The organism is Paraburkholderia sp. A1BS-2L, assembly GCF_051125205.1.
Taxonomy (GTDB): Bacteria; Pseudomonadota; Gammaproteobacteria; order Burkholderiales; family Burkholderiaceae; genus Paraburkholderia.
Map to the genome: position 1 here is coordinate 264,401 of NZ_CP120432.1, position 23,320 is coordinate 287,720.

22 protein-coding genes and 1 pseudogene are annotated in these 23,320 nt (G+C 61.5%); 20 read left to right on the forward strand and 3 right to left on the reverse strand.

What is annotated here, in order from left to right; all coding sequences use genetic code 11:
- Positions 1-351 precede the first annotated feature (351 nt).
- From P5W98_RS35035 to P5W98_RS35050, 4 genes are all read left to right on the forward strand, one after another.
- The gene (locus P5W98_RS35035) at positions 352-1,035 is read left to right on the forward strand and encodes a DUF4396 domain-containing protein (protein ID WP_421029089.1); all 684 of its coding nucleotides are present in this window, start codon (positions 352-354) and stop codon (positions 1,033-1,035) included.
- 740 nt (positions 1,036-1,775) lie between these two features.
- Positions 1,776-2,543 carry a hypothetical protein gene (locus P5W98_RS35040; RefSeq protein ID WP_421029090.1) on the forward strand — a complete coding sequence of 256 codons (768 nt, stop codon included), beginning with the start codon at positions 1,776-1,778 and terminating at the stop codon, positions 2,541-2,543.
- A gap of 442 nt (positions 2,544-2,985) precedes the next feature.
- Entirely contained in the window at positions 2,986-3,600 is a 615-nt protein-coding gene (locus P5W98_RS35045; protein WP_421029091.1) for a c-type cytochrome, read from the forward strand.
- 180 nt (positions 3,601-3,780) lie between these two features.
- Positions 3,781-5,172, forward strand: a complete 1,392-nt coding sequence (locus tag P5W98_RS35050) for a cytochrome C (protein ID WP_421029092.1) — start codon at positions 3,781-3,783, stop codon at positions 5,170-5,172.
- 79 nt (positions 5,173-5,251) lie between these two features.
- Here P5W98_RS35050 and P5W98_RS35055 read toward each other — a convergent pair whose 3' ends face one another.
- On the reverse strand, positions 5,252-5,764 hold the full coding sequence (locus P5W98_RS35055; protein WP_421029093.1) for an acylphosphatase: 513 nt from the start codon (positions 5,762-5,764) through the stop codon (positions 5,252-5,254).
- 191 nt (positions 5,765-5,955) lie between these two features.
- On the opposite strand from P5W98_RS35055, the gene atpD reads away from it, so the two are divergent.
- The 16 genes and pseudogenes from atpD to tnpA all read left to right on the forward strand — a co-directional run bounded on the left by atpD (position 5,956) and on the right by tnpA (position 19,183).
- Complete coding sequence (gene atpD, locus P5W98_RS35060; RefSeq protein WP_421029094.1) at positions 5,956-7,473, forward strand: F0F1 ATP synthase subunit beta; 1,518 nt, start codon at positions 5,956-5,958, stop codon at positions 7,471-7,473.
- Positions 7,470-7,817: pseudogene (locus P5W98_RS35065) on the forward strand (F0F1 ATP synthase subunit epsilon); the annotation flags it as partial. The gene atpD and the pseudogene P5W98_RS35065, both read left to right, overlap by 4 nt.
- Positions 7,751-8,221, forward strand: coding sequence for an AtpZ/AtpI family protein (locus P5W98_RS35070; RefSeq protein WP_434716294.1), 471 nt, complete (start codon positions 7,751-7,753; stop codon positions 8,219-8,221). The pseudogene P5W98_RS35065 and the gene P5W98_RS35070, both read left to right, overlap by 67 nt.
- Complete coding sequence (locus P5W98_RS35075; RefSeq protein ID WP_421029097.1) at positions 8,218-8,493, forward strand: N-ATPase subunit AtpR; 276 nt, start codon at positions 8,218-8,220, stop codon at positions 8,491-8,493. Before P5W98_RS35070 ends, P5W98_RS35075 begins: the two co-directional genes overlap by 4 nt.
- Positions 8,490-9,188: a F0F1 ATP synthase subunit A gene (locus P5W98_RS35080; protein WP_421029098.1), complete on the forward strand. Its 699-nt coding sequence runs from the start codon at positions 8,490-8,492 to the stop codon at positions 9,186-9,188. Before P5W98_RS35075 ends, P5W98_RS35080 begins: the two co-directional genes overlap by 4 nt.
- Positions 9,185-9,430: a F0F1 ATP synthase subunit C gene (locus P5W98_RS35085; RefSeq protein ID WP_410852683.1), complete on the forward strand. Its 246-nt coding sequence runs from the start codon at positions 9,185-9,187 to the stop codon at positions 9,428-9,430. The genes P5W98_RS35080 and P5W98_RS35085 overlap by 4 nt, the downstream gene beginning before the upstream one ends.
- A 10-nt stretch (positions 9,431-9,440) precedes the next feature.
- Positions 9,441-10,190, forward strand: a complete 750-nt coding sequence (locus P5W98_RS35090) for a F0F1 ATP synthase subunit B family protein (RefSeq protein WP_421029099.1) — start codon at positions 9,441-9,443, stop codon at positions 10,188-10,190.
- Positions 10,135-11,739: a F0F1 ATP synthase subunit alpha gene (locus P5W98_RS35095; RefSeq protein WP_421029100.1), complete on the forward strand. Its 1,605-nt coding sequence runs from the start codon at positions 10,135-10,137 to the stop codon at positions 11,737-11,739. The genes P5W98_RS35090 and P5W98_RS35095 overlap by 56 nt, the downstream gene beginning before the upstream one ends.
- Entirely contained in the window at positions 11,736-12,626 is an 891-nt protein-coding gene (locus tag P5W98_RS35100) for a F0F1 ATP synthase subunit gamma (protein ID WP_434718550.1), read from the forward strand. The genes P5W98_RS35095 and P5W98_RS35100 overlap by 4 nt, the downstream gene beginning before the upstream one ends.
- A gap of 26 nt (positions 12,627-12,652) precedes the next feature.
- Positions 12,653-13,009, forward strand: a complete 357-nt coding sequence (locus tag P5W98_RS35105) for a BON domain-containing protein (RefSeq protein WP_421029102.1) — start codon at positions 12,653-12,655, stop codon at positions 13,007-13,009.
- Positions 12,928-13,269, forward strand: a complete 342-nt coding sequence (locus P5W98_RS35110; RefSeq protein ID WP_421029103.1) for a BON domain-containing protein — start codon at positions 12,928-12,930, stop codon at positions 13,267-13,269. Before P5W98_RS35105 ends, P5W98_RS35110 begins: the two co-directional genes overlap by 82 nt.
- A gap of 1,132 nt (positions 13,270-14,401) precedes the next feature.
- A complete protein-coding gene (locus P5W98_RS35115) occupies positions 14,402-14,866 on the forward strand; it encodes an HU family DNA-binding protein (RefSeq protein WP_421029104.1) in 465 nt (154 codons plus the stop codon).
- Between the two features lie 391 nt (positions 14,867-15,257).
- Positions 15,258-15,926, forward strand: a complete 669-nt coding sequence (locus tag P5W98_RS35120; RefSeq protein WP_421029105.1) for a hypothetical protein — start codon at positions 15,258-15,260, stop codon at positions 15,924-15,926.
- A gap of 711 nt (positions 15,927-16,637) precedes the next feature.
- Positions 16,638-17,812 (forward strand): IS3 family transposase gene (locus P5W98_RS35125; protein ID WP_421028881.1). Its coding sequence is split into 2 segments (ribosomal slippage): positions 16,638-16,887 and positions 16,887-17,812, totalling 1,176 coding nucleotides; the frame shifts between segments, so codons are not numbered across the junction.
- Positions 17,813-17,967: 155 nt separating this feature from the next.
- A complete protein-coding gene (locus tag P5W98_RS35130) occupies positions 17,968-18,639 on the forward strand; it encodes an endonuclease NucS domain-containing protein (RefSeq protein ID WP_421045109.1) in 672 nt (223 codons plus the stop codon).
- Between the two features lie 82 nt (positions 18,640-18,721).
- A complete protein-coding gene (tnpA, locus tag P5W98_RS35135; protein ID WP_421023352.1) occupies positions 18,722-19,183 on the forward strand; it encodes an IS200/IS605 family transposase in 462 nt (153 codons plus the stop codon).
- Between the two features lie 25 nt (positions 19,184-19,208).
- Here the strand turns inward: tnpA and P5W98_RS35140 are convergent, their stop codons facing one another.
- Positions 19,209-20,555 (reverse strand): IS4 family transposase, encoded by a 1,347-nt coding sequence (locus tag P5W98_RS35140; protein ID WP_421028804.1) that lies wholly within the window; start codon positions 20,553-20,555, stop codon positions 19,209-19,211.
- 430 nt (positions 20,556-20,985) lie between these two features.
- Positions 20,986-22,569 (reverse strand): HNH endonuclease family protein, encoded by a 1,584-nt coding sequence (locus tag P5W98_RS35145; protein ID WP_434717183.1) that lies wholly within the window; start codon positions 22,567-22,569, stop codon positions 20,986-20,988.
- Between the last annotated feature and the right edge of the window lie 751 nt (positions 22,570-23,320).

Here is a 23,320-nt window from a genome sequence, read left to right on the forward strand (position 1 = left end):
TCCGGATGATATCTGTCGCGCCTGTCTGTCTCGCGCGCTCCCACAACTTGAACCGGTCACGCCGCAAGCGCTCCGTATGTTTCAAGGAATGGACGTTGCGGGTACCTGCTTGCGCCGACGTTCGTGCGAACGCCGAAGCAGTGAGCGATTTGCGATGGTCCGCCACGATGCCCGGTATGGGAATCTGCGTCCGCATTCGTGATGGAAGGTCGTCGCTCACCTGCGCCAGTGGAACGCAATTTTTCAATTTGCTCGGCCAGAGCGACATCTCAGTCGACGCTCCGGCTGTGCCGCGCCGGAGTGACCAGGGTTTGCTGCAAGTCCCGTGCGCCGAATTGCGGAGTGCAAGGAATGGAACAAAATGGACTCGAAGCATTTGTCGCCCTCTGGCTCGCTGCCAGCGTCCTTTCTGCGGCTTGGGTTACCTGGGACGTGACAGGAGGCGGACGGCATCAACGCATGACGGTCATGGCGGTCGTCTGGCCGTTGACCATGTTGTACTGGGGGCCGCCAGGGCTAGTCTTTTATGTTTCCTTGGGGCGTGCCGTTCGCGTGACGGCGAGCAGGAGTCACGACGAAGATGACAAGTCAGTGGCTCCGATGTGGCATGCAGCGTTCAAAGGCGCGATGCACTGCGGCGCGGGCTGCGCGCTCGGCGACTTTATTGGTGAATGGGTAGCATTCGGTACTACTTTCAGAGCGGCTGGCTCGGCACTGGGCGGGAAACTGCTTCTCGCGTTCGTGCTTGCCTACTTGATTGGGATCGCCTTCCAGTTTTTCTCGATCGCCCCGATGCGGGGACTTGGTCTGCGCGACGGCATCGTCGCTGCCGTGAAGGCCGACACGCTTTCACTTGTGGCCTACGAGATGGGTATGTTCGCGTGCATGGTGGCGTTCGCCATGGCGTTTCCCGGGCTCGAGCCGATCAATTTACGCTATTGGCTTCTCATGCAGCTGGCAATGCTGGCCGGATTCATTACCACGTATCCGGTGAACTGGTGGCTCATCAGTCACGGCATGAAAGAAAAGATGTGAAGAGATTATTCGATCTCGGGACAGGAGAGGTGGTGACTGTAAACGTGCCGAAGCGATGTTGCAGGGCAAGGAAGGTGATCGTGGTCGAGTGGCCAGGGACAATCGTCGCTTTATCGAAGCGGCGCTGTGGATAAGTCGCATGGGCACCCAGCGATGCGGCGTGCCCGGCGGAACTCGGCCACTGGCACACCGTGCACACGTGATTCGCGAGGGCGACGCCGAGGTGTCTGGCAGCTGGACGTTTGATCGAACTGGCGATACTTCAGGCTGTCGTCTGCCTTTCGAGGAGGTCGTCGAGGGCTTGTACGCTACTTTGGCTTGCCATCGCTGCTGGCGAACCGGTCCCGGGTGCGGACCAGCGGCTGGCCGCAAAGAATAGTCATGCCGTGATGTAAATCAAAAGAATACCGGCTGGACGAATTAGCCTTTGGTCAAGTCAAGTTGTGGAACATCGGATGATGTGGTTTGCCGCAACGCGGCGGGGGCGGCTTCGAATGGCTGCTCGTGCTTCTAATTGTCGCGGCTTGGGCTGTGGTGCCCGGTTTGGTTAGCCGGTCCTCACCTTGCCAACGGTAACGAAGTACTCGAAGCCGGTCGGCTCCTGGCATACTCGACGACCGCTGCGCGTACGGTGAGATCGACGCCGACGAATCATAAAACGGGCGCGCAGACCTGGAGCGCCCAGAAGTGCAGGCCGTGCTTCGCGGGCGCGGTTTCATCACGTTAGCAGGGGAGAGATCATGAACAGACGGGTTTTGGCGGCCTTGGCGGCCTCTGCGCTTGCGCTCGCATCCATCCCGGCATGGGCGCAATCCACCAATAGCACCGACACATCTGCGGCATCGGGTTACGGGAGGGGTTACGGCATGGGCCCCGGAATGATGGGTGGCTACGGAACGGGAGCATGGCAGCGCGAAACGGGCGATGGCCGTCCCCATGGGCCGGGCGGGTGGTCAATGGGACCGGGCATGATGGGCGGCTTCGCAGACCGTCCTGTCGATTCAGCCTGGGAGGGCGGTGTTTTCACCCATGCACAGGTCGCGAAGTATTTGCGTGAGAGCGCCGCTCAGGGCCACGTCGACACCAGTGCCAACGCCATTACATATGGCGGGACGGAGATCACCATCAACATGGTCACGGTGCAACCGGGACATGACGACCAGACCTTTGAGGTCGCCGGTCTCACGAATCCGACACTCGTTGTTCCGCGTGGCGCGACGGTTCATCTGAATCTGGTGAACATGGACTATGGCGGCAATATGGAGCACGGCCTGATCATCACCCCAGCTCCACCGCCATACCCCTATATGTCGATGATGTACACGGGGGCCGGCCTCGCGCAGGTCGAACCACTTCTCCCATGGCGCAGCAAGAAGGATGTCGGACAAGCTAGGTACGCGGCGCTCTCGACAACCTTCGTCGCTCGCGACGCTGGCACCTACTGGTATGTTTGCCCGACCCCTCGGCACGCTGAAGAAGGCATGTACGGAAAGTTTGTCGTGCGTTGACTCGGGTGGGCGTTGTACACCAACGGCGTTAATGAAGCAGGCGCCTGTTTGAGGAGCCGAAGCGTTCGGAGTCGAAGCGCTGCTTACTGGGGATGAGGAGTCTAGTGAACGAGCGAGGTACGGTCCGGGTGAGTTCATGGCTGCCTGCCACCGGACGCGATCACCTCAAATCGCCCCTGAATTGCACTTCGACAGGGCGCAGGTCGACCGGCGGGTTCCGGGGAAACATTTGCACCTGAGCACCGGCGCGATCGTGATGGAGACACTCGGGACTCGCCACTGTAGTGCCGTCGCTTGTGACAAGAAAGCCGAATACGTCGCGTGTGTGGGGCAACACGTCCGCCTTCAACTTTCCCTTTGTCTTGAGTTCAAAAATATCCTACGCTGCCCGAACGGGTTGACATCTTCCATCCGTTCGACTTGAAGACAACGTAGATAAAAAATGATCCTCGGTCCACGATTGCCCGTAATTGCGCTGCTTGCTGCAGCTGGCCTCACCTTTACGCCAGCCCTCGCACAGAGCGAGGATGGCACCCGCATTGCCATGCAGATTTGTTCCGGCTGCCATGGTGTAGGCGGGCGTAGCGAATCGCCGATGTTTCCGAAGCTCAATGCGCAGACCCCCGAATACATCGAAGCCCAGTTGAAAGGATTCCGCGAGCACGCGCGTGGTGAAAACACTGCCCGCGATTACATGTGGGGCATTGCCGCACTGCTGGACGACGCCGCTGTCAAGTCGCTGGCCGACTATTTCTCGCACCAGCCGGCAACGCGAGGCGCGAGTGGAGATGCCGCCTTGACGGCCAGGGGACAGGAAATCTTCGAACGTGGGGTGCCGGATAAGGGCGTGCCGGCTTGCGCAACATGTCACGGCGCGCAGGCCCAGGGAGCCGGCACATTCCCACGGCTGGCCGGGCAACACAAGGAGTATCTGTTGCATCAGATCGAGGTTTTCAAAAACGGTACGCGTGGCAATGCGCCTGTGATGAGTGCAGTTGCACATACCTTGAATGACGAACAGGCTAAGGCCGTGGTGACCTACCTGCAATCCAGATAAGCCATTCCCCCCCGCATGGCGGGGGCAGTGGACTCTGAACAAGTTGTTCCGTATGCCAGTTGATCTTGATCAATGCGCCGCAGCCAAGGCACAGCGAGATTCACTCATGGCTAAATGATTCGCCTTCGCTACCGATGCCTTCAAGGAAGAGTGCAAGGCGGCGACACCGCAGGGGGAAAAATGATCACGACGTCCGCTCTTGCCCGCGACCGAACATGCTGCTACCTGCTTCGCCGCGCCTGGATTGCTGTAGTGGCGGCACTTTGCCTGCTCCAGGCTTCTGCAGCCCATGCATTGCCCATATTCGCACGACAGACGGGGCAAAGTTGCGTGGCGTGTCACGCCGGCGGGCAATTTCCTGAACTGACTCCCTACGGGCGGTGGTTCAAGTTAAATGGCTACACCATCGGCAAGCGCACGATTCCGCTAGCAGCAATGGCCACTGCCGATCTGAGTAACACACGCAATAACCTCGACTCTAACGGGATGCCCATCAATCCCAAAAACGGCCTTCCAATGTTCGATTCGGCCAGCATCTTCCTCGCAGGGAAAATTACCGATCATATTGGCGGATTCGCTCAGTTCACATACTCGAATTACGATCACCAGAACGGTGACGGCCGGTGGCAGGGTCGCTGGGGGTCGGACAACACCGACTTCCGTTTTGTGGACAGTATCATCGGGGACACCAGCGACCTGATACTCGGCCTGACCGTGCACAACAATCCCACCGTGCAGGACGTGTGGAATAGCGCGCCGGCGTGGAGCTACCCCTACATTTCCTCAACGATTAGCCCGGTTGCCCGCATTGAGAACCTGCCAATTATCGACGGGGCACTGGCCCAACAGGTCGTAGGCACGGGCGCCTATATGTATTGGAACAAGACGATTTACGCGGAATTGACGGCGTACAGCACGGCAGATGGCATCTGGTCGTTCCTGAGCCATGGAAACAGTGCGGGCGACCCAGCTCACCCGCAGATCTATCTGCGCGGGTACAACCCATACGCGCGAATCGCCTTTACCCGTGACTGGGGTCCACATAGTGTCATGCTAGGCGCGTTCGGGTTTAACGTGAACGTCTATCCCAACGATGCAAACGATTTCCCGATATTCGTGCAGGGCGTAACCCGCTATCGGGATATTGGCGCGGACGCGCAGTATGAATACATCCTCGACCCGCATACGATTACCGCCCAGGCGCTCTATGTCAAAGAGAATATCCACGACCCGAACAATTTCGTTCTGGGCGACAGCACGTCGGGGAATCTGAACAGCCTGCGGCTTAAGGCGTCATACGTCTACCAGAACAAATACGGTATAAGCCTTTCATTCTTCAATACGACGGGTAGTTCTGATAGCGTCGCCTACGCCGGCAGCGCGAATTTCTCCCCCAATACGCAAGGCTGGACGCCTGAGATTTTTTGGATCCCGGTGCAATACCTTCGCATCGGCTTACAGTATACGCATTTCACCAAATACCTTGGCGCGAGCAGCAACTACGATGGTAACGGGCGCAACGCAAGTTCCAACGACACGCTGTTTCTATACTTGTGGGCGGCGTCCTGGTGATACACGTTTGCTCCTGCACGCGGCTTTGTCGAATTGATGAAGATGGCATGTGTTCTTTCAAGGCGTAAAGGATTCCTTGTTATTGGGTGCGAGGTAGCTTACGCCAGGCCATTCCCGCCAGATGAAAAGGCGCACCCGAAGTGTGGCGCGATGACAGGCCGCATTCATGCTGAACGGGAACGACTGGATACCGTCCGCTGAATGTCGCCTTGTCACGATGGAGAGGCGCGCCGGCGAGGCCGTGCGGCCTGGTATGGCGCAGCACGGCGATTCGCTCCTTCGTCACTTCACTCGCATCTATTGAGAAGCGCAAAGCACTTGATGACCCTCGCTTCCACGCGCTCGTGCGCCACTCATCCGAAGGCGGGGTAGACGGGCCGCCGGCTTTGACTACGCGAGCCGATGAAATTTGCGCGGTGCCCTCCGGAAGGTCAGTTAGCTCGAATTCGTCGATGGGGGTGCCGGGCATGCCCTTTCCTGGCCAGATGCACGTGTCGAGGAGCTGCTTCGGCGAACCCTGCACGAATACCTTCACTTGGCCATCCAAAAGGTTGCGCACCCAGCCGGTAATCCTCATCTCTATCGCGCGCATGACTGGTTGCATCCTGTCGAGCTGTTCGCGCGCGAGACGCGCCCAGAACGACTCGGGGCGCGCCTCGCCTCTTCGACGAGCGCGCGGGAGACGGCCATACCCGCCGATTTGCAGGGCGAGGCGCAGCGAATTGACCGAGATCAGTCGAGATGCGCATCCAGCGCTTATCCTGGACGAATCGAACCCGTGCCATGCGGAGCAACGACGTGCCCATTTGCGCCACCGACCCGAATATCTCGACGACGCCTGCAGACCAGGCCGTGCCTGTTGGCGCTGCACGCGTGAGCGCCGTGCGCGGCGCCGTGGTGGACGTCGTGTTCGAGACGGGCCCGCTGCCGGACGTGGAAGACGCGCTGTGGATCATGGGCGACGACGGCTCGCGACTGACGGCCGAGGTGCAGGCGCATCTCGGTCCTACGGCATTGCGCGCGCTCGCCTTGCAATCGACGGCCGGATTGCGGCGCGGCGCGCGTGTCGAGCCCCAGGGCGGGCCGCTAGAAGTGCCGGTGGGCGAGGCGGTGCTCGGCCGTCTGCTAGACGTGAGCGGCGCCACGCATGACGGCGGCGCACCGCTCGACCCTGCGGCGCCACGCCGTCCGATCCATCGCGCGGCGCCTGCGCTTGCCGCGCTGCGCGGCTCCACCGAAATCTTCACGACCGGCATCAAGGCGATCGATCTGCTCGCGCCGCTCGCGCAGGGCGGCAAGGCGGCGATGTTCGGCGGCGCGGGCGTCGGCAAGACAGTACTCGTGATGGAGCTGATCCACGCCATGGTCCAGCGTTACCAGGGCATCTCGGTGTTCGCGGGCGTGGGCGAGCGCTCGCGCGAGGGCCACGAGATGCTCTCCGACATGCGCGGCTCCGACGTGCTCGCGCGCACCGTGCTGGTGTATGGCCAGATGAACGAGCCGCCCGGCGCGCGTTGGCGCGTGCCGCTCACGGCGCTCACCATCGCCGAATATTTTCGCGACGAGAAACGCCAGAACGTATTGCTGATGATCGACAACGTGTTCCGCTTCGTGCAGGCGGGCGCGGAGGTATCGGCATCGCTCGGGCGCATGCCGTCGCGGGTGGGCTATCAGCCCACGCTCGCGAGCGAGGTGGCCGCCTTGCAGGAGCGCATCGTCTCGGTGGGCGGCGCGGCGGTGACGGCCGTGGAGGCCGTCTACGTGCCCGCCGACGATTTCACCGATCCGGCCGTGACCACCATCGCCGCGCACGTGGACAGCATGGTCGTGCTCTCGCGCGCGATGGCCGCCGAGGGCATGTATCCGGCCATCGACCCGATTGCGTCGTCATCGGTGCTGCTCGACCCGCTGGTGGTGGGTGCGGAGCACGCGGCCATCGCGACCGAGGTGCGGCGGCTCATCGAACATCATCGTGAATTGCAGGACGTGATCGCGCTGCTTGGGGTGGAGGAGCTGGGCGCCGAAGATCGCCTGCTCGTACAACGCGCGCGCCGCCTGCAACGTTTTCTCACCCAACCGTTCACGGTGACCGAGGCGTTCTCGGGCCAGCCGGGCCGTTCGGTCTCGATCGCGCAGACGCTCGCGGGCTGCAAGGCGATTCTTGCCGGCGAGTGCGACGAGTGGCAGGAGCGCTCGCTTTTCATGGTCGGCACGCTCGACGAGGCGCGCGCGAAGGAACGCGCCTCGACGAGCTTGCCCACGACACCCACGGCGGACGCGCACGCGGGAGCCCCCGCATGAACGACGCGCTGCTCGACCTCACGATTGCCACGCCGCTCCAGATGGTGGTGAACCACGCCATGGCGCGCGCCCTGCGCGCCGAGGACGAAAGCGGTTCGTTCGGCATCCGGCCCGGTCATGCGGACTTCATCACGATGCTCGCCCCTTCGGTGGTGCGCTGGGCCGCGCCGGACGGCGCGCGGCGCTTTTGTGCCGTGGACGGCGGCGTCATGACCGTATCCGGCGGCCGTGTGGTGGCGATTGCGTGCCGCGAGGCGATAGCCGGCGATTCGCTCGAATGGCTGGAGCGCGAAGTGGCGCGCGTGCGCGCGGCCCAGCTCGACGCCGGGCGGCGCGTGCGCGTGGAAACCGTGCGACTGCACGCGCAGGCGGTACGGCAGATGGTGCGGTATCTGCGCGGTCCGGTCGTGCCCGACGGGCAGGACATTCCGGCGCCGCGGGAGCACCGGCGATGAGCGGTCCAACACATGAGCCCGATCACGTTGCCCGTGCGGCGCGCGAGGCCGCCGTGCGCGAGGCGCGCGGCCGGGCGCAACCCGAACCGTCGCTCGGCAGCCGTCTCGGGCAGATCGGCATTCTCGGCTGGACCATCGTGCTGCCGACGCTCGCGGGCCTCGTGATCGGCCGCGTGCTCGACCGGCTATTCGGTACGCGCGTGTTTTTCTCGGCGCCGCTGCTCATGCTCGGCGCGGCGGCGGGCCTCTGGTTCGCCTGGAAATGGATGCATCGACAGGATTCTTCAGGATGACGGAACATGTGACGATCTGGGCCTGCCTGGCGGGCCTCGCCGCGGGCGCCGGGGCCGGCGCCGCGCACTTCGCGGCGCTGCGCTGGAATACGCGGCTGCTGGTGGCGGGCCGCATCGGCTTCGCGCTCGGCGCACAGGCCGTGCGCTGTCTGCTGACCGCGCTGGTGCTGTTCGCGCTCGCACGCGCGGGCGCCCCGGCGCTGCTCGCGGGCATGGCGGGCCTGCTGCTCGCGCGCCACGCCGTGCTGCGGCTCGCGGCGGTGAAGCGATGAAAACCTCGCCGCTTGCCACCGCGCCGCTCTGGCATCTCGGCCCGTTGCCGATCACGGCGCCCGTGGTGGTGACATGGGCCATCATGGCCGGCCTCGCCATCGCCGCCGCGCTGCTCACGCGGCGGCTCGCGCTCGTGCCCTCGAAGGCGCAGACTGTGCTGGAGCTGTTCGTCACCACGCTCGACGCGCAGATCCGCGACACCCTCGAAGGCGATCCCGCGCCGTACCGCGCGCTGATCGGTACGCTCTTCGTGTTCGTGCTCGCGGCGAACTGGTCCTCGCTGCTGCCGGGCGTGGAGCCGCCCACCGCGCATATCGAAACCGATGCCGCGCTCGCGCTGATCGTGCTGGCCGCCACCGTCTTTCACGGCCTGCGCACGCGCGGGCTGCGCGGCTACCTCGCGACCTTCGCCGAGCCCACCTGGGTGATGATCCCCCTGAATGTCGTCGAGCAGCTCACGCGCACGTTCTCGCTCGTCGTGCGCCTGTTCGGCAACGTGATGAGCGGCGTGTTCGTGGTGGGCATCGTGCTCTCGCTCGCGGGGCTGCTAGTGCCGATTCCGCTGATGGCGCTCGATCTCCTCACGGGCGCAGTCCAGGCCTACATTTTCGCGGTGCTGGCGATGGTGTTCGTCGGCGCCGCGGCGGGCGGCGCGCAGGCCGGCGCCGGCCATGGCGCACAGGAACAACCATGAACCTCATCGAAATCGTCAGCATTGCCGCTGCCGCACTCGCCGTCTCGTTCGGCGCCATCGGGCCCGCGCTCGCCGAGGGCCGCGCCGTCGCGGCCGCGATGGACGCCATCGCGCGCCAGCCCGACTCCGCGGGCACGCTCTCGCGCACGCTGTTTGTCGGTCTCGCGATGATCGAAACGATGGCGATCTACTGCCTCGTGGTCGCGCTCCTGCTGCTGTTCGCCAATCCGTTCGTCAAGTAAGGCCGCGGCCATGCATATCGACTGGTCGACGCTTGCCTTGCAGACCGTCAATGCCCTCGTGCTGGTGTGGCTGCTCGCGCGTTTCCTGTTCCGGCCCGTGGCGGAGATCGTGGCGGCGCGCCAGAAGGCCGCGCAGGCGCTGCTCGCCGATGCCCTGGCGTGCCGGAGCGCGGCGCAGGCCGAGCAGCAGGCCGCGAGCGCTCAGGCCGCGAAGCTCGCGGCCTCGCGTGAGGCGGTGCTGGAGGCCGCGCAGGCCGAGGCGAAAGCAGGCAAGGACGCGCTGCTCGCCGCAGTGCGGGCCGAGGCTGCGCAATTGCGCGCCGATGCCGCTGGCGAGATCGAACGCGCGCGCGCCGCGCAGGCACGGGCGATTGAAAACGATGCAGTGCGGCTTGCCGTCGAGATCGCGGGGCGGCTGCTCGACCGTTTGCCGCCGCAGGCGCGCGTAGCGGGTTTTATCGACGGCACGGCCGGGGTGCTGGCCGCCTTGCCGCCCGAGACGCGCGCCGGATTCGCCGCGCCGGGAGAGCCGCTTGCGCTCGCCGCACCGCGCGCGCTGAGCGCCGCCGAAGAGGCGGCGTGCGTCACGGCCTTCGGCGCGGCGCTCGGCCGGCCCGTGACCTTGCAGGTGCGCGAAGACCCGGCGCTGATCGCCGGGCTCGAACTCACAGGCTCGCACGCCGTGGTGCGCAACCACCTGCGTCATGATCTCGACGATATCCGCGAGACCTTGCTGGAGCACGCCATTGAGCGCCGCTGACACCTCGGCCGAGGATGCCCATGGTGCCGATCTGGCGGGCGAGGCCGACCGCTGGTTCGAGCGTCAGCACAGCGCGCTCGCGCGCGTGCATCCTGGCGCCGATGCAAGAACGTTCGGGCGCGTGGAGCGTATCGCCGACGGCGTCGCGCATATTTCGGGACTGCCCGACGTCGCGCTCGACGAGACGGTGCGCTTCGCAAGTGGCGCGACGGGCTATGTGCGCACGCTCGACAGCGAACTCGCGAGGATCGTGCTGCTGGACGGCGCGCAAGGCGTGGCGGCGGGCGAGCGCGTCGAGCGTACAGGCGCCGTGCTTCAGGTGCCGGTGGGCGAGGACCTGCTCGGTCGCGTGATCGATCCGCTGGGCCGGCCGCTCGATCGCGGCGCACCGCTTGCCGCCAGCGCGTGGCTACCGGTGGAGCGGCCTGCGCCGGCCATCGTCGAGCGCGCCGCTGTGACCGAGCCGCTCGAAACCGGCATGCTGATCGTCGATGCCTTGTTCGCGATCGGACGCGGCCAGCGCGAACTCATCATCGGCGACCGCGCGACGGGCAAGACCTCGCTCGCCGTCGACGCGATCGTCAACCAGCGCGCGAGCGACGTGGTCTGCGTCTACGTCGCGGTGGGGCAGCGCGCCACGGCGGTCCAGCGCGTGATCGACGCCGTGCGCGAGCGCGGCGCGCCGCAGCGCTGCGTGTTCGTGGTCGCGTCCTCGGCGGCGTCGCCGGGCATGCAATGGATCGCGCCGTTCGCGGGCTTCTCGGTGGCCGAATACTTCCGCGACCGCGGCCAGCACGCGCTCGTCGTGATCGACGATCTCTCGAAACACGCGGCCACGCACCGCGAACTGGCGCTGCTCACCGGCGAGCCGCCAGGCCGCGAGGCCTATCCCGGCGATATCTTCTATCTGCACGCGCGGCTGCTGGAGCGCGCCGCGAAGCTGAGCCCCGCGCTGGGCGGCGGTTCGCTGACCGCGCTGCCCATCGCCGAGACCGACGCGGGCAATCTCTCGGCCTACATCCCCACGAATCTGATCTCGATCACCGATGGCCAGCTCGTGATGGATGCCGCGCTCTTCGCATCCAACCAGCGGCCGGCGGTCAACGTGGGGCTGAGCGTGAGCCGCGTGGGCGGCAAGGCGCAGACAGCCGCGCTGCGCCAGGTGGCCGGGCCCCTGCGGCTCGACTATGCGCAGTTCCTCGAACTGGAGATATTCACGCGCTTTGGCGGCCTCACGGATGCGCGCGTGAGCGCGCAGATCGCGCGCGGCGAGCGGATTCGCGCCTTGCTCGCGCAGCCGCGCTTCAGCGCGCTGGGCACGGGCGACCAGGTGGCGCTGCTCGCCGCGCTCGCCGCGGGCGTGTTCGACGCGGCGCCCGCGAGCGTGGCCGCGCAGATTCGCGAGCGCCTCGCGCAGCGGCATGCACAGCGATCGACGGTTCATTCGGATGCCGAAGCATCGCTAAACCTCGCCCAGCTTCGCGAGTGGGTGCGCGAGCGGATTTCCGATACGGCGGCGGGCGGCGCGCCCGCCAGGGAGCACGAATGAGCGGCAAGCTCGGCGAAATCGAGAGCCGGATCGCGGCGACGCATCAACTCGATGCCGTGATCGCGGCGATGCGCGGCATTGCGGCCTCGCGCTCGCACGAGGCGCGCGAGCGGCTGGCCGGCATCCGCGCGGCGGCGGCGACGGCGGGGGCGGCGATCGGTGAAGTGCTCGCGTTCGCGACCGAAGGCGCCGCCGGCGGTCCAGCGGCCGGCGCGCCGGCCGTGCGCGACAGCGCGGGGGAGGCGACGTGTGCATCGTCGTCGGCACGGAGCAGGGCTTCGTCGGGGCGCTCAACGACGAAGCTGGTGGAGTACGCGCTGCGTCAGGACGGCGGTGCGCATGCGTACCGCTGGCTGCTCGTCGGTTCGCGGCTCGCGAGCGCCGCCGCCTCGCGCGGCCTGAGCGCTGCCTGGTCCGCACCGATGGCGGTGCATCCCGACGCCATTCCGCAACTGGCGGTCCGCATTACCGATGCGCTCTACGCGCGGCTCGCGCCCGGCCAGCGCGTCGCCCGGATTTCGGTGGTGAGTGCGCAGCCCGGCGAGTCACGCTTGCAGATCGCGCAGCGCATCCTCATTCCCTTCGATTTCACGCGCTTCCGGGTATCCCCGCGCGCGCAGCCACCGCTTGTCAACGTCGCGCCGGCGCGGCTGCTGTCCGGTCTCGTCGACTTTTATGTGTTCGTGCAATTGTGTGAAGCGCTGATGCTCTCGTTCGCGGCTGAAAACGAAGCGCGCGTGCGCGCGATGCTCGCGGCGCGCACCCACGTGCAGCAGCGCCTGAATGATCTCACGCAGCACTATCGGGCAGTGCGCCAGGAGGAGATTACCTCGGAGATCGTCGAGCTGAGCGCCGGCGGCGAGGCTGCCCGTCGCGCCGTGGATTGATCGGCATCAGCCGAGCGGTCCCCGCGATGTTCGAACTGGCGCGGGATCTCGCACTCGACGCCTCGGGCATCAAGGTCGGTGTGAAAGATCGCATCGTCACGTTGTCGGGGTGGGCGCCCGACTATGCGCAGAAGCTGGCAACCGAGCGCGCCGCCGGGCGCGTGGCCGGTTGCCGCGCGATCGCGCTTGGAACTGTCGATCGACCCGCCGCCGGACCCCGACCATCCCGACGCCTATCTAGCCACCGCGATCATGGGCGCCTTGCGTTGGCAGGCGAGTTTGAGCCCGAACCGGGGTGCGCGTGGAGGTCGAACATCGCTGCGTCACCCTCATCGGCGAAGTGGACCTGTGTTATCAGCACACCGCCGCGGAGAGCGTCGTGAGCCGCATGCGCGGCCTGGTGGGCGTGGCTAACCGGCTGAGCGTGCGCCATAGCGATGCGGCGCTCCACGGCGCTCAGCATATCAGCGCGGCGCTGGCGCGCCCTGCGCAACGCGAGTTCGCGGGCATCCACATCGACGAGCACGACGGCGTGATGACGCTCATCGATACTGTCGCCTCGCTGCATGAGAGGCTTGCGGCCTGCGGCGCCGTCTGGTTCACGCGCGGCGTGCGCGCCGTCGTGGACCGGCCGGTTGTGTAGTGAAGAGGACTGCAGATGGAATTGCGTATCCGGAACACATCGCTAGCGTCGAAGTTGATGCCGGCCAGCGCTGCTGCCGCGCTGATAGAAGGCCGTGCCGCTCGAACTGGCGCACCTGATCGAGAAGGCGCACGCGCGCGGCGAGCGCTTTGCGATTCCATGCTCACGGGCGCGTCCACCGCGCCGGAACTCGATTGAGTACATGAACATCCATCTCGGCTAGGTAGCGCAGCACGCGTAGTTCTATTTTTTTGCCGCCATGGCCACGGCACGGAGGACCCTCTGTGCGCCTTGCCTGGTGACATGAATTTAACATAATTCTATTGATCGCATTTTGGTTTGTAGTCCTTATGATATTGGACGCCGTGCGGCACGGGCTCGCGTTCGTGCCGGATTTCGAGCGCGGAAAGGTTTGACCCGGCACATCGGCGAGACGACAACCGATCCCGGTCGAGCCGGCAAACCCTTGCGCTACGACTGTGCATATATTCGCAACGGCACCGCCGATCTGTTTGTCTTCCCCGAGGCACACCATAGCTGGCGCAATTTAAGTTACCGAACCGAGAACGGCAACGACGTCGGTCGCGCCCTCGGCGAGGATCGGCGAGATCGCGCGATTGCGATTCGCCTACGGCGGGGGCGGCGAGGGAAGCGCGAGTTCGTCGGTCATGGAGGTCTCAGGGAGTCGCGCCAGCGAGGGACAGCGTCATGGCCGCGCACCCGTGAAAAAAAAGGCGGTGTGGCGGGGCCAATTAGAGACATACCTGGGAGTATGTCTCTGTCGTCGCAACGTTCAAGATCGAGCGCATTGAACTCAGGGCAGCAGCCGGGGACGCGCGCGCAGGCGGCGGAATTGTGTCGCGTCGAGAGCGGCAGGAGCGGAGATGACCGCTCGCAATGCGCCGACGCAAGCGGCGGCGCGCTTCTCCCTGTTCAGACGCGGTTCCCAGGTCCGCCCGCTGCGCGTCCCGGGCTTCGTGCGCTGGCGATGACGAAAAGCCTTGCCAGAAGGTGTTTTCCTGTTGCGAATCGCGGACACCGTTGATACGCTAGGCGCCAGCTTAAGACGGTGCAGTAACGCAAGGCGTCGTGCACCGTCTTAAGCGGTTCTCAACCTGATAGAGGATTATTGATGGCAACGAAGACCGCAACGAAAGCCCCGAAGGTGGCAAAGCCGGCCGCAACGAAGGCAGCACCGAAGGCCGTAAAGCCGGCAGCGAGGAAGGCCGCGCCCAAGGCTGCGGCTCCGGCGAAGAAGGCTGTGACCAATGACGTACTCAAGCCGCTGAAGGACACGTTCACGAAGGCCTCGTTGGCAACGTACGTTGCCGAGCAGGCCGGTGTCGAGCCGAAAGCGGCCAAAGCCGTTCTGGCTGCGCTCGAAGACACGATTCTGGGCTCGGTGCATAAGAAGGGTGCAGGTGAGTTCACGCTGTCGGGCCTGGTGAAAATCGGCGTCCAGGCCGTCCCGGCGAAGAAAAAGCGCTTCGGCAAGGACCCGTTCACGGGTCAAGAGCGCTGGTTCGATGCGAAGCCGGCAACGGTGAAGCTGAAGATTCGTGCGCTGAAGAAGCTGAAGGACGCCGCCGCAACCTGAAGCCCGTTGCGACGTTGACAGAAAGCCCGCGTTGAGCGGGCTTTTCGTTTTCAGACCGGCGTTATGGCGGAGTACACGCCCGCACGGATGGCGATGCCGCCAGAGTTTTCGATGGAGGCGGCACCCGCAGATACTTGCCCTTTGGAACGTTCATCAAAAGCTCCGTTGCGAATGTCTCCGACACACCGAGCGTCTTGGCAAGCGGCGGCGCTGTTTCCTGCATTGCATCGAGGGACTCCAGCCGCGACAGGAAAATCGGCCTGCCGGATCTCGAAGCATGCGGTCGAACGTGCTGCTTGAGAGTCGCCAGAGGGTATCGTCGGGGGCGACAAGAAACGGTCCCGGCGGTTTTGAATCTGAATAATTGATAGACCATTGCACGGAGGCTGCTGTGCTGCATTTGAACTTCCACTATCCAGAAAGCGACGACTACTGGGATTCAATTTTCAATGATGGGGTGCTTGATCCGAAATCTTGGATCGATACCGCAACCGAGTTGGCATGCACGTTGAATTACCTGCGGACACCAGCCATAGATTTTTTCAAGGCTACGCGCAGCACTCTGGGACAAGCATTGCCAATGAACAAACGTGTGCACGGCTGCTACCTTATGATAGCAGGCTTTGTGGCTGAAAATCTGTTGAAGGCAATCGTTGCAAAGGCCGCGTCGTCACAAGGAACCGTCGATCCGACAGATTTGTTAAAAGAGATAAAGACACACAACCTCCTGAAGTTAGCGGCCAAGGCAGGAATGCCTGTTACTGATTCTGGCAGAGAACTGCTTCAGCGACTCACCTACTTCGCGGTCTGGGCAGGAAGATACCCGACGCCAGTTTCCGTTGCTGATTTCAAACCGCAGGCTATATCGGGAGCAGAAAAGAACACTTTGAATTACGTCAGAGGCTCGGACATTCGCGCGATAGACCAACTTTTTTCATACGGTGAAAAAGTGTTGGAAATTCCGCCCCTCATAGGACTCGATGCTAAAGGCTATGGCGATCAGATGGAGGATTGGGAAGGCGTCGTCATGCATCAATCTGTTAGGCCATGGGTAGCCTGATCTTATCTATACGCTCCAGGTCTAAAACTCCGGTCAACCTGACAGCCGAAGGCGGGGCGCTCTCCGAGACAGCCACCCCGCGCGGTTGCAAATTATCTTCACTTCAACGTCCGCTTTTCTATAGCAACAACGTCTGCATTGGGTCGTGCTATGCCTGTTGCATCGCCCACGCGCCGGACACGATCGTGGCGCTCGGTGGTCGGGCGCTAGTCGTCCAAGTCCATCGGTCGAGCTTCAGCTCGAAACCGGCTGTTCGTGTTTCCGTGTTCATGAATTTGGTCGAGCAGATAGGTTACGCTGAAAACAGATTGACGTTTTGTTGATTACACTCAGCGGCTACCTCGCATTGTCCAGTCCCGCTTGACTCCGGGCGGCAGCACACCAGTTCAACGCTGCCCACCACTGTTCGGGGCAGACAAAAAATCCCCCATCCGGCAACAGATTCTTGGGCTTACAATTTCCATGACCACCGCGGTAGCGGCGGTGCAGTCCGACAGCGTTTATCTGCCGCTGATCGACTCGTGCTATGGAAAAGGAAAGTCGCGCCGAGGCGGTGGATAAAACTTTATTCGTTAGAAAACTTGACAAATATGAGCTTTGACCCGACAACCCCAAACTGGAAGCTTGTAATTCAAGCCATAGTGACCTTGCCCTCGAAAAACGTATCCGTTATTGAGAGTGTGTAAAACTTCAGTGACGGAGGATTGAGCAATGGGTAACCCGAGGGCGCGGTACACGCTGGAATTCAAGGTTGAGGCGGTTCGCATGGTGCGTAACGGCCAGAGCCAGGCGGCGGTGGCAAAGATTCTGGGCATCAGTACGCAGACGCTAAACAGCTGGCTCAAGGCTGACGAGGCTGGCAAGCTCGCTGGCGCAGGCAAACAGGTATCGGCCGAACAGATGGAAATTGCGCGACTCAGGGCAGAGAACGCGAAGCTGCGCATGGAGCGCGACATCCTGGGAAAAGCGACGGCATACTTCGCGAAGAGGTCGGCGTGAAGTATGCCTGGATTGAGCGGCACAGCCGACAATGGCCGGTATCCGTGGCCTGTGAGGCGCTGGGTGTCAGCCCCAGTGGTTATCACAACCGCAAGGCCCGAGACGTTGATCCTGATCGGCCGCGCCGACGTATCAGCAACGATGCGTTGCTGGTCCACATCAAGGCCGTGCACGCCGAATCCAAAGGCGAGTACGGCTGGCCGCGCGTGTGGAAAAAGCTGCTTGCGCAAGGCATTCGCGTGAGCAAGGACCGGGTTCAACGGCTGATGAAGCTGCATGGCATCAAGGCGCGGACCAAACGCCGCTTCAAGGCCACGACAGACAGCAGCCACAACCTTCCGGTCGCACCGAACCTGCTGCAACGCGACTTCTCGCCGGCGAAGCCCGATCAGGTCTGGACGACAGACATCACGTATCTGTGGACCGACGAGGGCTGGCTGTACCTGACGGTCATCCTGGATCTGTTTAGCCGCCAGGTCGTGGGCTGGTCGCTCAAGCCGCACATGCGCACGGAGCTGGTTTCTGACGCGTTGCGTATGGCGTGGTTCCGTCGTCGCCCCGAGACCGGTCTGATCGTGCACAGCGACCGTGGGAGCCAATATTGCAGCGCCGAGTTTCAGGACCTGCTCAAGAGCTACGGCATGCAAAGCTCGATGAGTCGCCGAGCAAATTGTTGGGACAACGCACCGACCGAAAGCCTGTGGGGATCGCTGAAGCAGGCGCGCATCCACGGCAAACGCTTTGCGACGCGTCGCGAAGCGATGGACGAGGTAATCGACTGGTTGAGCTTCTACAATCATTCGCGCTTGCACTCGACGTTGAATTACGTCAGTCCGATGCAATTTGAACAAGACTGGCACGCCGCACAGCGAAAGGAAGCGGCATAATAAGTGCTCGGTTAGCGGATGCGAAAATCGCGGGCAACGTCATAGAAGCGCTAAATGGTGCCGCATCCATTCCTGAAATTGAGGCTTATTTCAAAGCAAACTTCCCACCCATAAAGCGTGCGGCCAACGTGCGCGCTGATGCGACGTCGATCACCGTGAATGCCAACTCAAGGGTACATTACGGAGCGGGAAAAAAAGTTAGGCGAACAGATTCCGGAAATCAATACGACCGCCTATATCGCAGGGAAGATGGACGCTACGAGTTCTACCTTCCAGAAAAGCATGGTATTTGGGAAATTGCAAAAAATAGCCAAGGCAACCACTATGTTCAAAGAATTTCAGAATCGGATGCTAACGCCGCAACCGATGAGGAGCCTTTTGAAGCTGAAAGCATAGTCTGTGACGCTGAAAGAAATTCGGCCAGTTCACGCTTCGCCATGGAGTCTCATTTGAGGGACTATTTGGCGCAGAATTTGAATCGTATCGAAGGATTGCCGACGCAACTAGACCTGTATAGGGATGACTCAGATATGCCTGCTATCGAGTACAGAACCTCCGTCGGCTATATCGACATCCTCACAAAAGGTGCCGATGGTGCATTCTATGTTCTTGAGTTAAAGCTTGCTCGCGGCTCTGACGCGGTGATCGGCCAAATATTACGCTACATGGCGTGGGTAAGAACCAATCTTGCGAAAGGTAGCCCCGTATACGGTGTAGTTGTTGCCAGCGGCGCATCTGATAAACTTAAATATGCAGCATCAGAGGTGCCCGGAATACTTTTAATGACAAGTCGAAATCCACGTCCTATGGACGTGGTCATCGCCTAACTGGCTATGCCTGTTAGAGCACCTGCCCATGCAGGTACCTTTCTGTGTGTTGTCCCCACAACGCATAAAAAGGAACAGAAGCATGAGCAGGTTCAAAAGAGCATCGCATGTCATATGGCATTGTCAATACCACATTGTGTGGGTGCCGAAATATCGGTTTCGCGTGCTGCAAGGTCCGGTCGGCAAGGAAGTCTACAGATGCGTGATGGTGTTTAGTCAGCAACTGGGTTGCGAGGTGATAGAACTCAACGTTCAGCCAGACCATGTCCATCTCCTGGTAAGCATTCCGCCGAAGCTGTCGGTATCGGGACTGATGGGCGTCCTGAAAGGACGTACCGCGATACGAATTTTTACGGCGTTTCCGTTTCTGAAGAAGAAACCGTACTGGGGCAATCACTTCTGGGCAAAGGGTTACTGCGTGGATTCCGTAGGCCTGAACAGCGAGATGATTCAAAAGTACGTACGGTTCCAGGAGAAGGAAGAGATGCATCAAGAGCAGCTTCAGCTGGAACCGGGTAGAGGACCTTCTCAGAAGGGCCGATAGGTGTGCCCCCCTATGGGGCATCCCCTTATACAGAAGTATCGTAGCCGTCGCGCAAGATCTGGATGGTGATCACGGCATCCATGACCCGCTGCATACCGATCCACAGCGTCTTCGCGCCCGGTTCACCGTCGCTCTTGCGCCCGAGGAATCCACCCAGTGATGCGATCATCCGTATCATCTGGTTGAGCGTTGGTGGCTTTTTCGGGCGTGGCTTTTTTGAGAGTACGTGAGCGCCATGTATCTCGTCAGCCGCAAAGAACAGTGACGCATCCAGCTCCGGACACGTCCTGCCCACACGCATGAGCCGTGCAATACGCCACGATACGACCATGTACAACGCGAGTGCCTTCTCGACCCGCTCCATCTGCGAGAGCTGCAGCGCCTCAACCCGGCAGGCGTTCTTCAGGACATTGAAGTACATTTCGATCTCCCACCTCGCCCGGTACCAGTCAATGAGTTCGATGAGCGCATCCGCATCAACCGCTTCGCGGTTGGTCACAAGACGCCAGATAACGGGCGTGGCGCCCACTGGTGCATCCACCTCGCACGCCTCGACGCAGGTGAGCGTGATACCGGCCCGCCCGGGCAGCGTGATGCGCTGGCTACGCAGTTCCTGCCTTACTTCCCGCGCCTTTTGGCCACTGCGCCCGGGCAACACGAAGCTGATATGGCCGAGCACGTTACCCGCGTGCACCTTGTCCCACAGCTTTTCCTCATCCTTCAGGGCACGATTGTGCTGGGAGCGGATCAGCCAGTCAGCCGGTTCGCCCAGTTCCTGCGCCCGCTTCATGAGCGCCGCGATATCACCTTCCCGATCGGCCACATACACCAACCGCGTCTCAGGTAGTGCTCGCGCCTGTTCGGCCACGATCTCGTAGCTTTCGATCCACCGTATACTTTCCCTGACACCACCGCGTTTGCCGTTGGCTTCGCGCGGCTCACGCGCCCACATCCAGGAATTGACGACACCCAGCGGCTCCCGATCCGGTGTCACCGCATAGGTCGCGTGAAGATACATGCCCACCTGCGCTTCATAACTGAGCGGGCCAGCGCCCTCGATATCCTGGCCGTTAAAGTTCAGCTCCGTCGTATCGGCAATGCACAGCACCACCGGCAATTGCCCCATGCGCGCTGTGGTGCGATCCCAATGCGGCTGCATCATGTCGCGCCACTCAATGCGCTCATTGCCCAGAAAGCGATAGGCCGCCATCGTCTCGGCCCACCCCTCGCACGCACCGGGAATGCTGGCTGTCGGCCGGCTGGCAAACCGTTTGAGCAGTTCCTTCGCGCGCCGGTCTCGCCGTGGATCACCCAGATCCAGCGTTTCGAATTCCTCGTCCACCCACACCCCCGCATCGTCCCGAATTTTCATGCAGAAAATCCGAGAGTAAACAGGAAATCCGCAGCGTTAACAATCGCTTTTTTGCTTCGTCACCTGCACTGTGCCTTTCCGCTTGCGGTGACTTGTGTATAAGGGCATGCCTATGGGGGGCTTAAGGCGAAACCACGTTCTACGAACGTGGTGATTCACTTGGAATACGAGCTGAATTTTTCGCTGCGAATGTCAGAGAAATTATGAGCACATTTCTAACTTGGCGAAGCGGGTGCTCCTAAACGTTGAATGTCCAGTTTTCGTTGAGGCGAACGTCTCATATGGGTCGAGGAACTGCGACGGCCGCCTGTCGCTAATGATCACGACAGAGCGCTTCTCGTGGCTCTGCCTGATTCCTTGCGAATCGTGCTACGAGCCGCCGCGTTCAAATAGACATACAAGGACGGCCCCAGCGCCATCAAATGAGACATCAGCGGGCGATGCTACCGGATACGTTGTGCTCTTTATACCCTGTATTGCAATACGGATGAGCCAGTTGCCCATTCTCGAACGTGCCCAAACCACCGTCAGCCTTTCTCTTGATGTGATCGATGGTGACCGCCTTCTTATGGATTCGCGCACCGCAAATCTGGCAACGTGGCGCGTTATCGATCGCTTCCTTCAAGTAGATCGCCGATTTTGTTTCACTTCGAAAATTCCTGCCAGCCCGTTGTTCTTCTTCGGTATAGGGCGCGAGAGTGATTGTCTTGGGGTCCTCGCGGAAGCGTTTAAAGATTTCTTCTTCGTCGGCATTCCCATACAAACAACTAATAATCGTCCTGTACATGCCGAGGATCGGCTCCATACTTCGCGGGCCGCTTCCGAATTTACCTGCGACATGATTTACAAGGTAACGATGTTTTACCAGAAAATCTTCGAATTTCTTGCGAACATCGGTGAATCTCGGAAACGCGTTTGTGCGGTCGAAATCGTCCAGCAATTTCGCCGTTGCCAAGAATGCAGAGGGTTGATACCGACCTCCAAGGCTATAGAAGTAAACTGCGGGGTGCAGCCCGAGCGAGCCCGGATGGGCGCCCGAAATCAGGTTCGATAGGCGCTTGACGCTCTTCAGAAAGCGTACAGTCTCATCTCCCGACAAGTCGTCTTCCAAGTCATCTTCCTGCTTCCCGCGAAGGCTCAAAGAGTTTGCCAAGTTGACGAAATCAAAAACCAACTTAACGCTTTCAGCAGAGTAGCCGCGCCCGGCCACCGGCAGATCGAGGGTCTTGATCGGCGTCTCTAGGACGGGGGTAAAAAGGTTGTCGTAAATCTCCCGCGCCAAACGCTGGATCGACTGCTGCACCTCTTCAGGAAATCCCGACCAATACTTATGGCCGACCCCTGCACGAATGATCGCACGTGTCGCTATCGCATTAGGCTTGCGGCGCGACTTCAGCATCGCCAATTCTGTGGCGTTGATTGCTGTGGCCTTTTGGTTAATCTTAAAAAATGACGCTTCGGCCTTTTTCGCGTCGCCACTAACCCACTGCAATTGAACTTGAAGAACCGCCATGTTTCTTGCGCGGCGCACCTGTTCAGCAGTCGAGTTTTCTGGCTTTTGTAACGCCAGAGTGAGCTTCTTGTAGCTACCAATCCTAGATTCGATCAGAGCCCGGCATTTAGTCGCGGCCTCGACCTGCTCAGGCGTCACAAGGTTTTCGAAAAAATCCAACGACTTAGACGACGCGCCATAATCGTCGTGCACCCAGGCGATAAGCGCACTGAGTCGGTGTGCTCCGTCGATGACAAATATGTTTCCGCTAGTTGGAGAACGCCAAAGAATCAGTGCTGGGATGAGATCGCCATCGAGGAAACTCTCAACCAAGTCCACGACCTTTTCCGGGTCCCAACTTGCAGTCTCTCGCTGGAAATCCGGCTTTCTGAGCGTTAGGTAGGTGAGGCCGTGGGACTCTAGCTCGTTCACCTTTAAGCCCGCCGCGAGAGAAAGCGAAACGAGAGGCGAATCCGTGACCGATTCGAAGTCGTCTCGCGGGATCAGTGCATCCAAGTTCACCAAGTGTGTAGCCACTTCAACGCTCCCCTTACGGCTTTTGCGTAACGAACCCGGCGCCGGGCTCAGACTAGCGCATCTTACACCTGTGCAGTGCCCGTCCTCCGACGCGGCGGAGAAGCGGCATAAAAAAGCGCGCCGATACGAGTGGTAGCGACGCGCCGGAGCTCACCGCAGCATAAACGATGGAAAGCGCTACGGCGAACCACAAGGACTGTCCGAACGGAAGTAAAGATAGCCCGCCTACCATGTGCGCTTTAGCGCGTGCGAAGAATTTGCACGGCGCGTTACTCAGCAATGCGACGTTCGACAGGCTCGCGCACGGCGTCGATCCTGACATTTGCACTGGACAATGCTTGGCTACGATGCCGCCTGCCCAGCGTTGGCTCTTCAATCGGCATTCCAGCATGTTTGCGCAGCCTGCGCACCGAGGCTGAGGCTTGGAGCCCAAAGACCGCGTATTCGCGCCTTCTGACCCAAAAGGGCTCAAGGTGGCGCAGGTAAGCCGAATTCGCCGGGTCTGTTGTAGTTGGGCGGAAAAGGACTTGACTGGCCTAGCGCACGTCTGGATGCGCCAGGCGTGCCTATGTCGACGTTGACTCGATGGTTGGGACCTAAAGCGGTCAAGAGGAGACCTTGGTCCGGTTGCGTCGACAGACATTCAGATGGTTGTTCCGTCCAGCAAGCGGCCATTCGATTGGCGAAGGCCGGCGTCGGGTCGTCGGCCATACCCGACATTCGTCGATAGGCGATG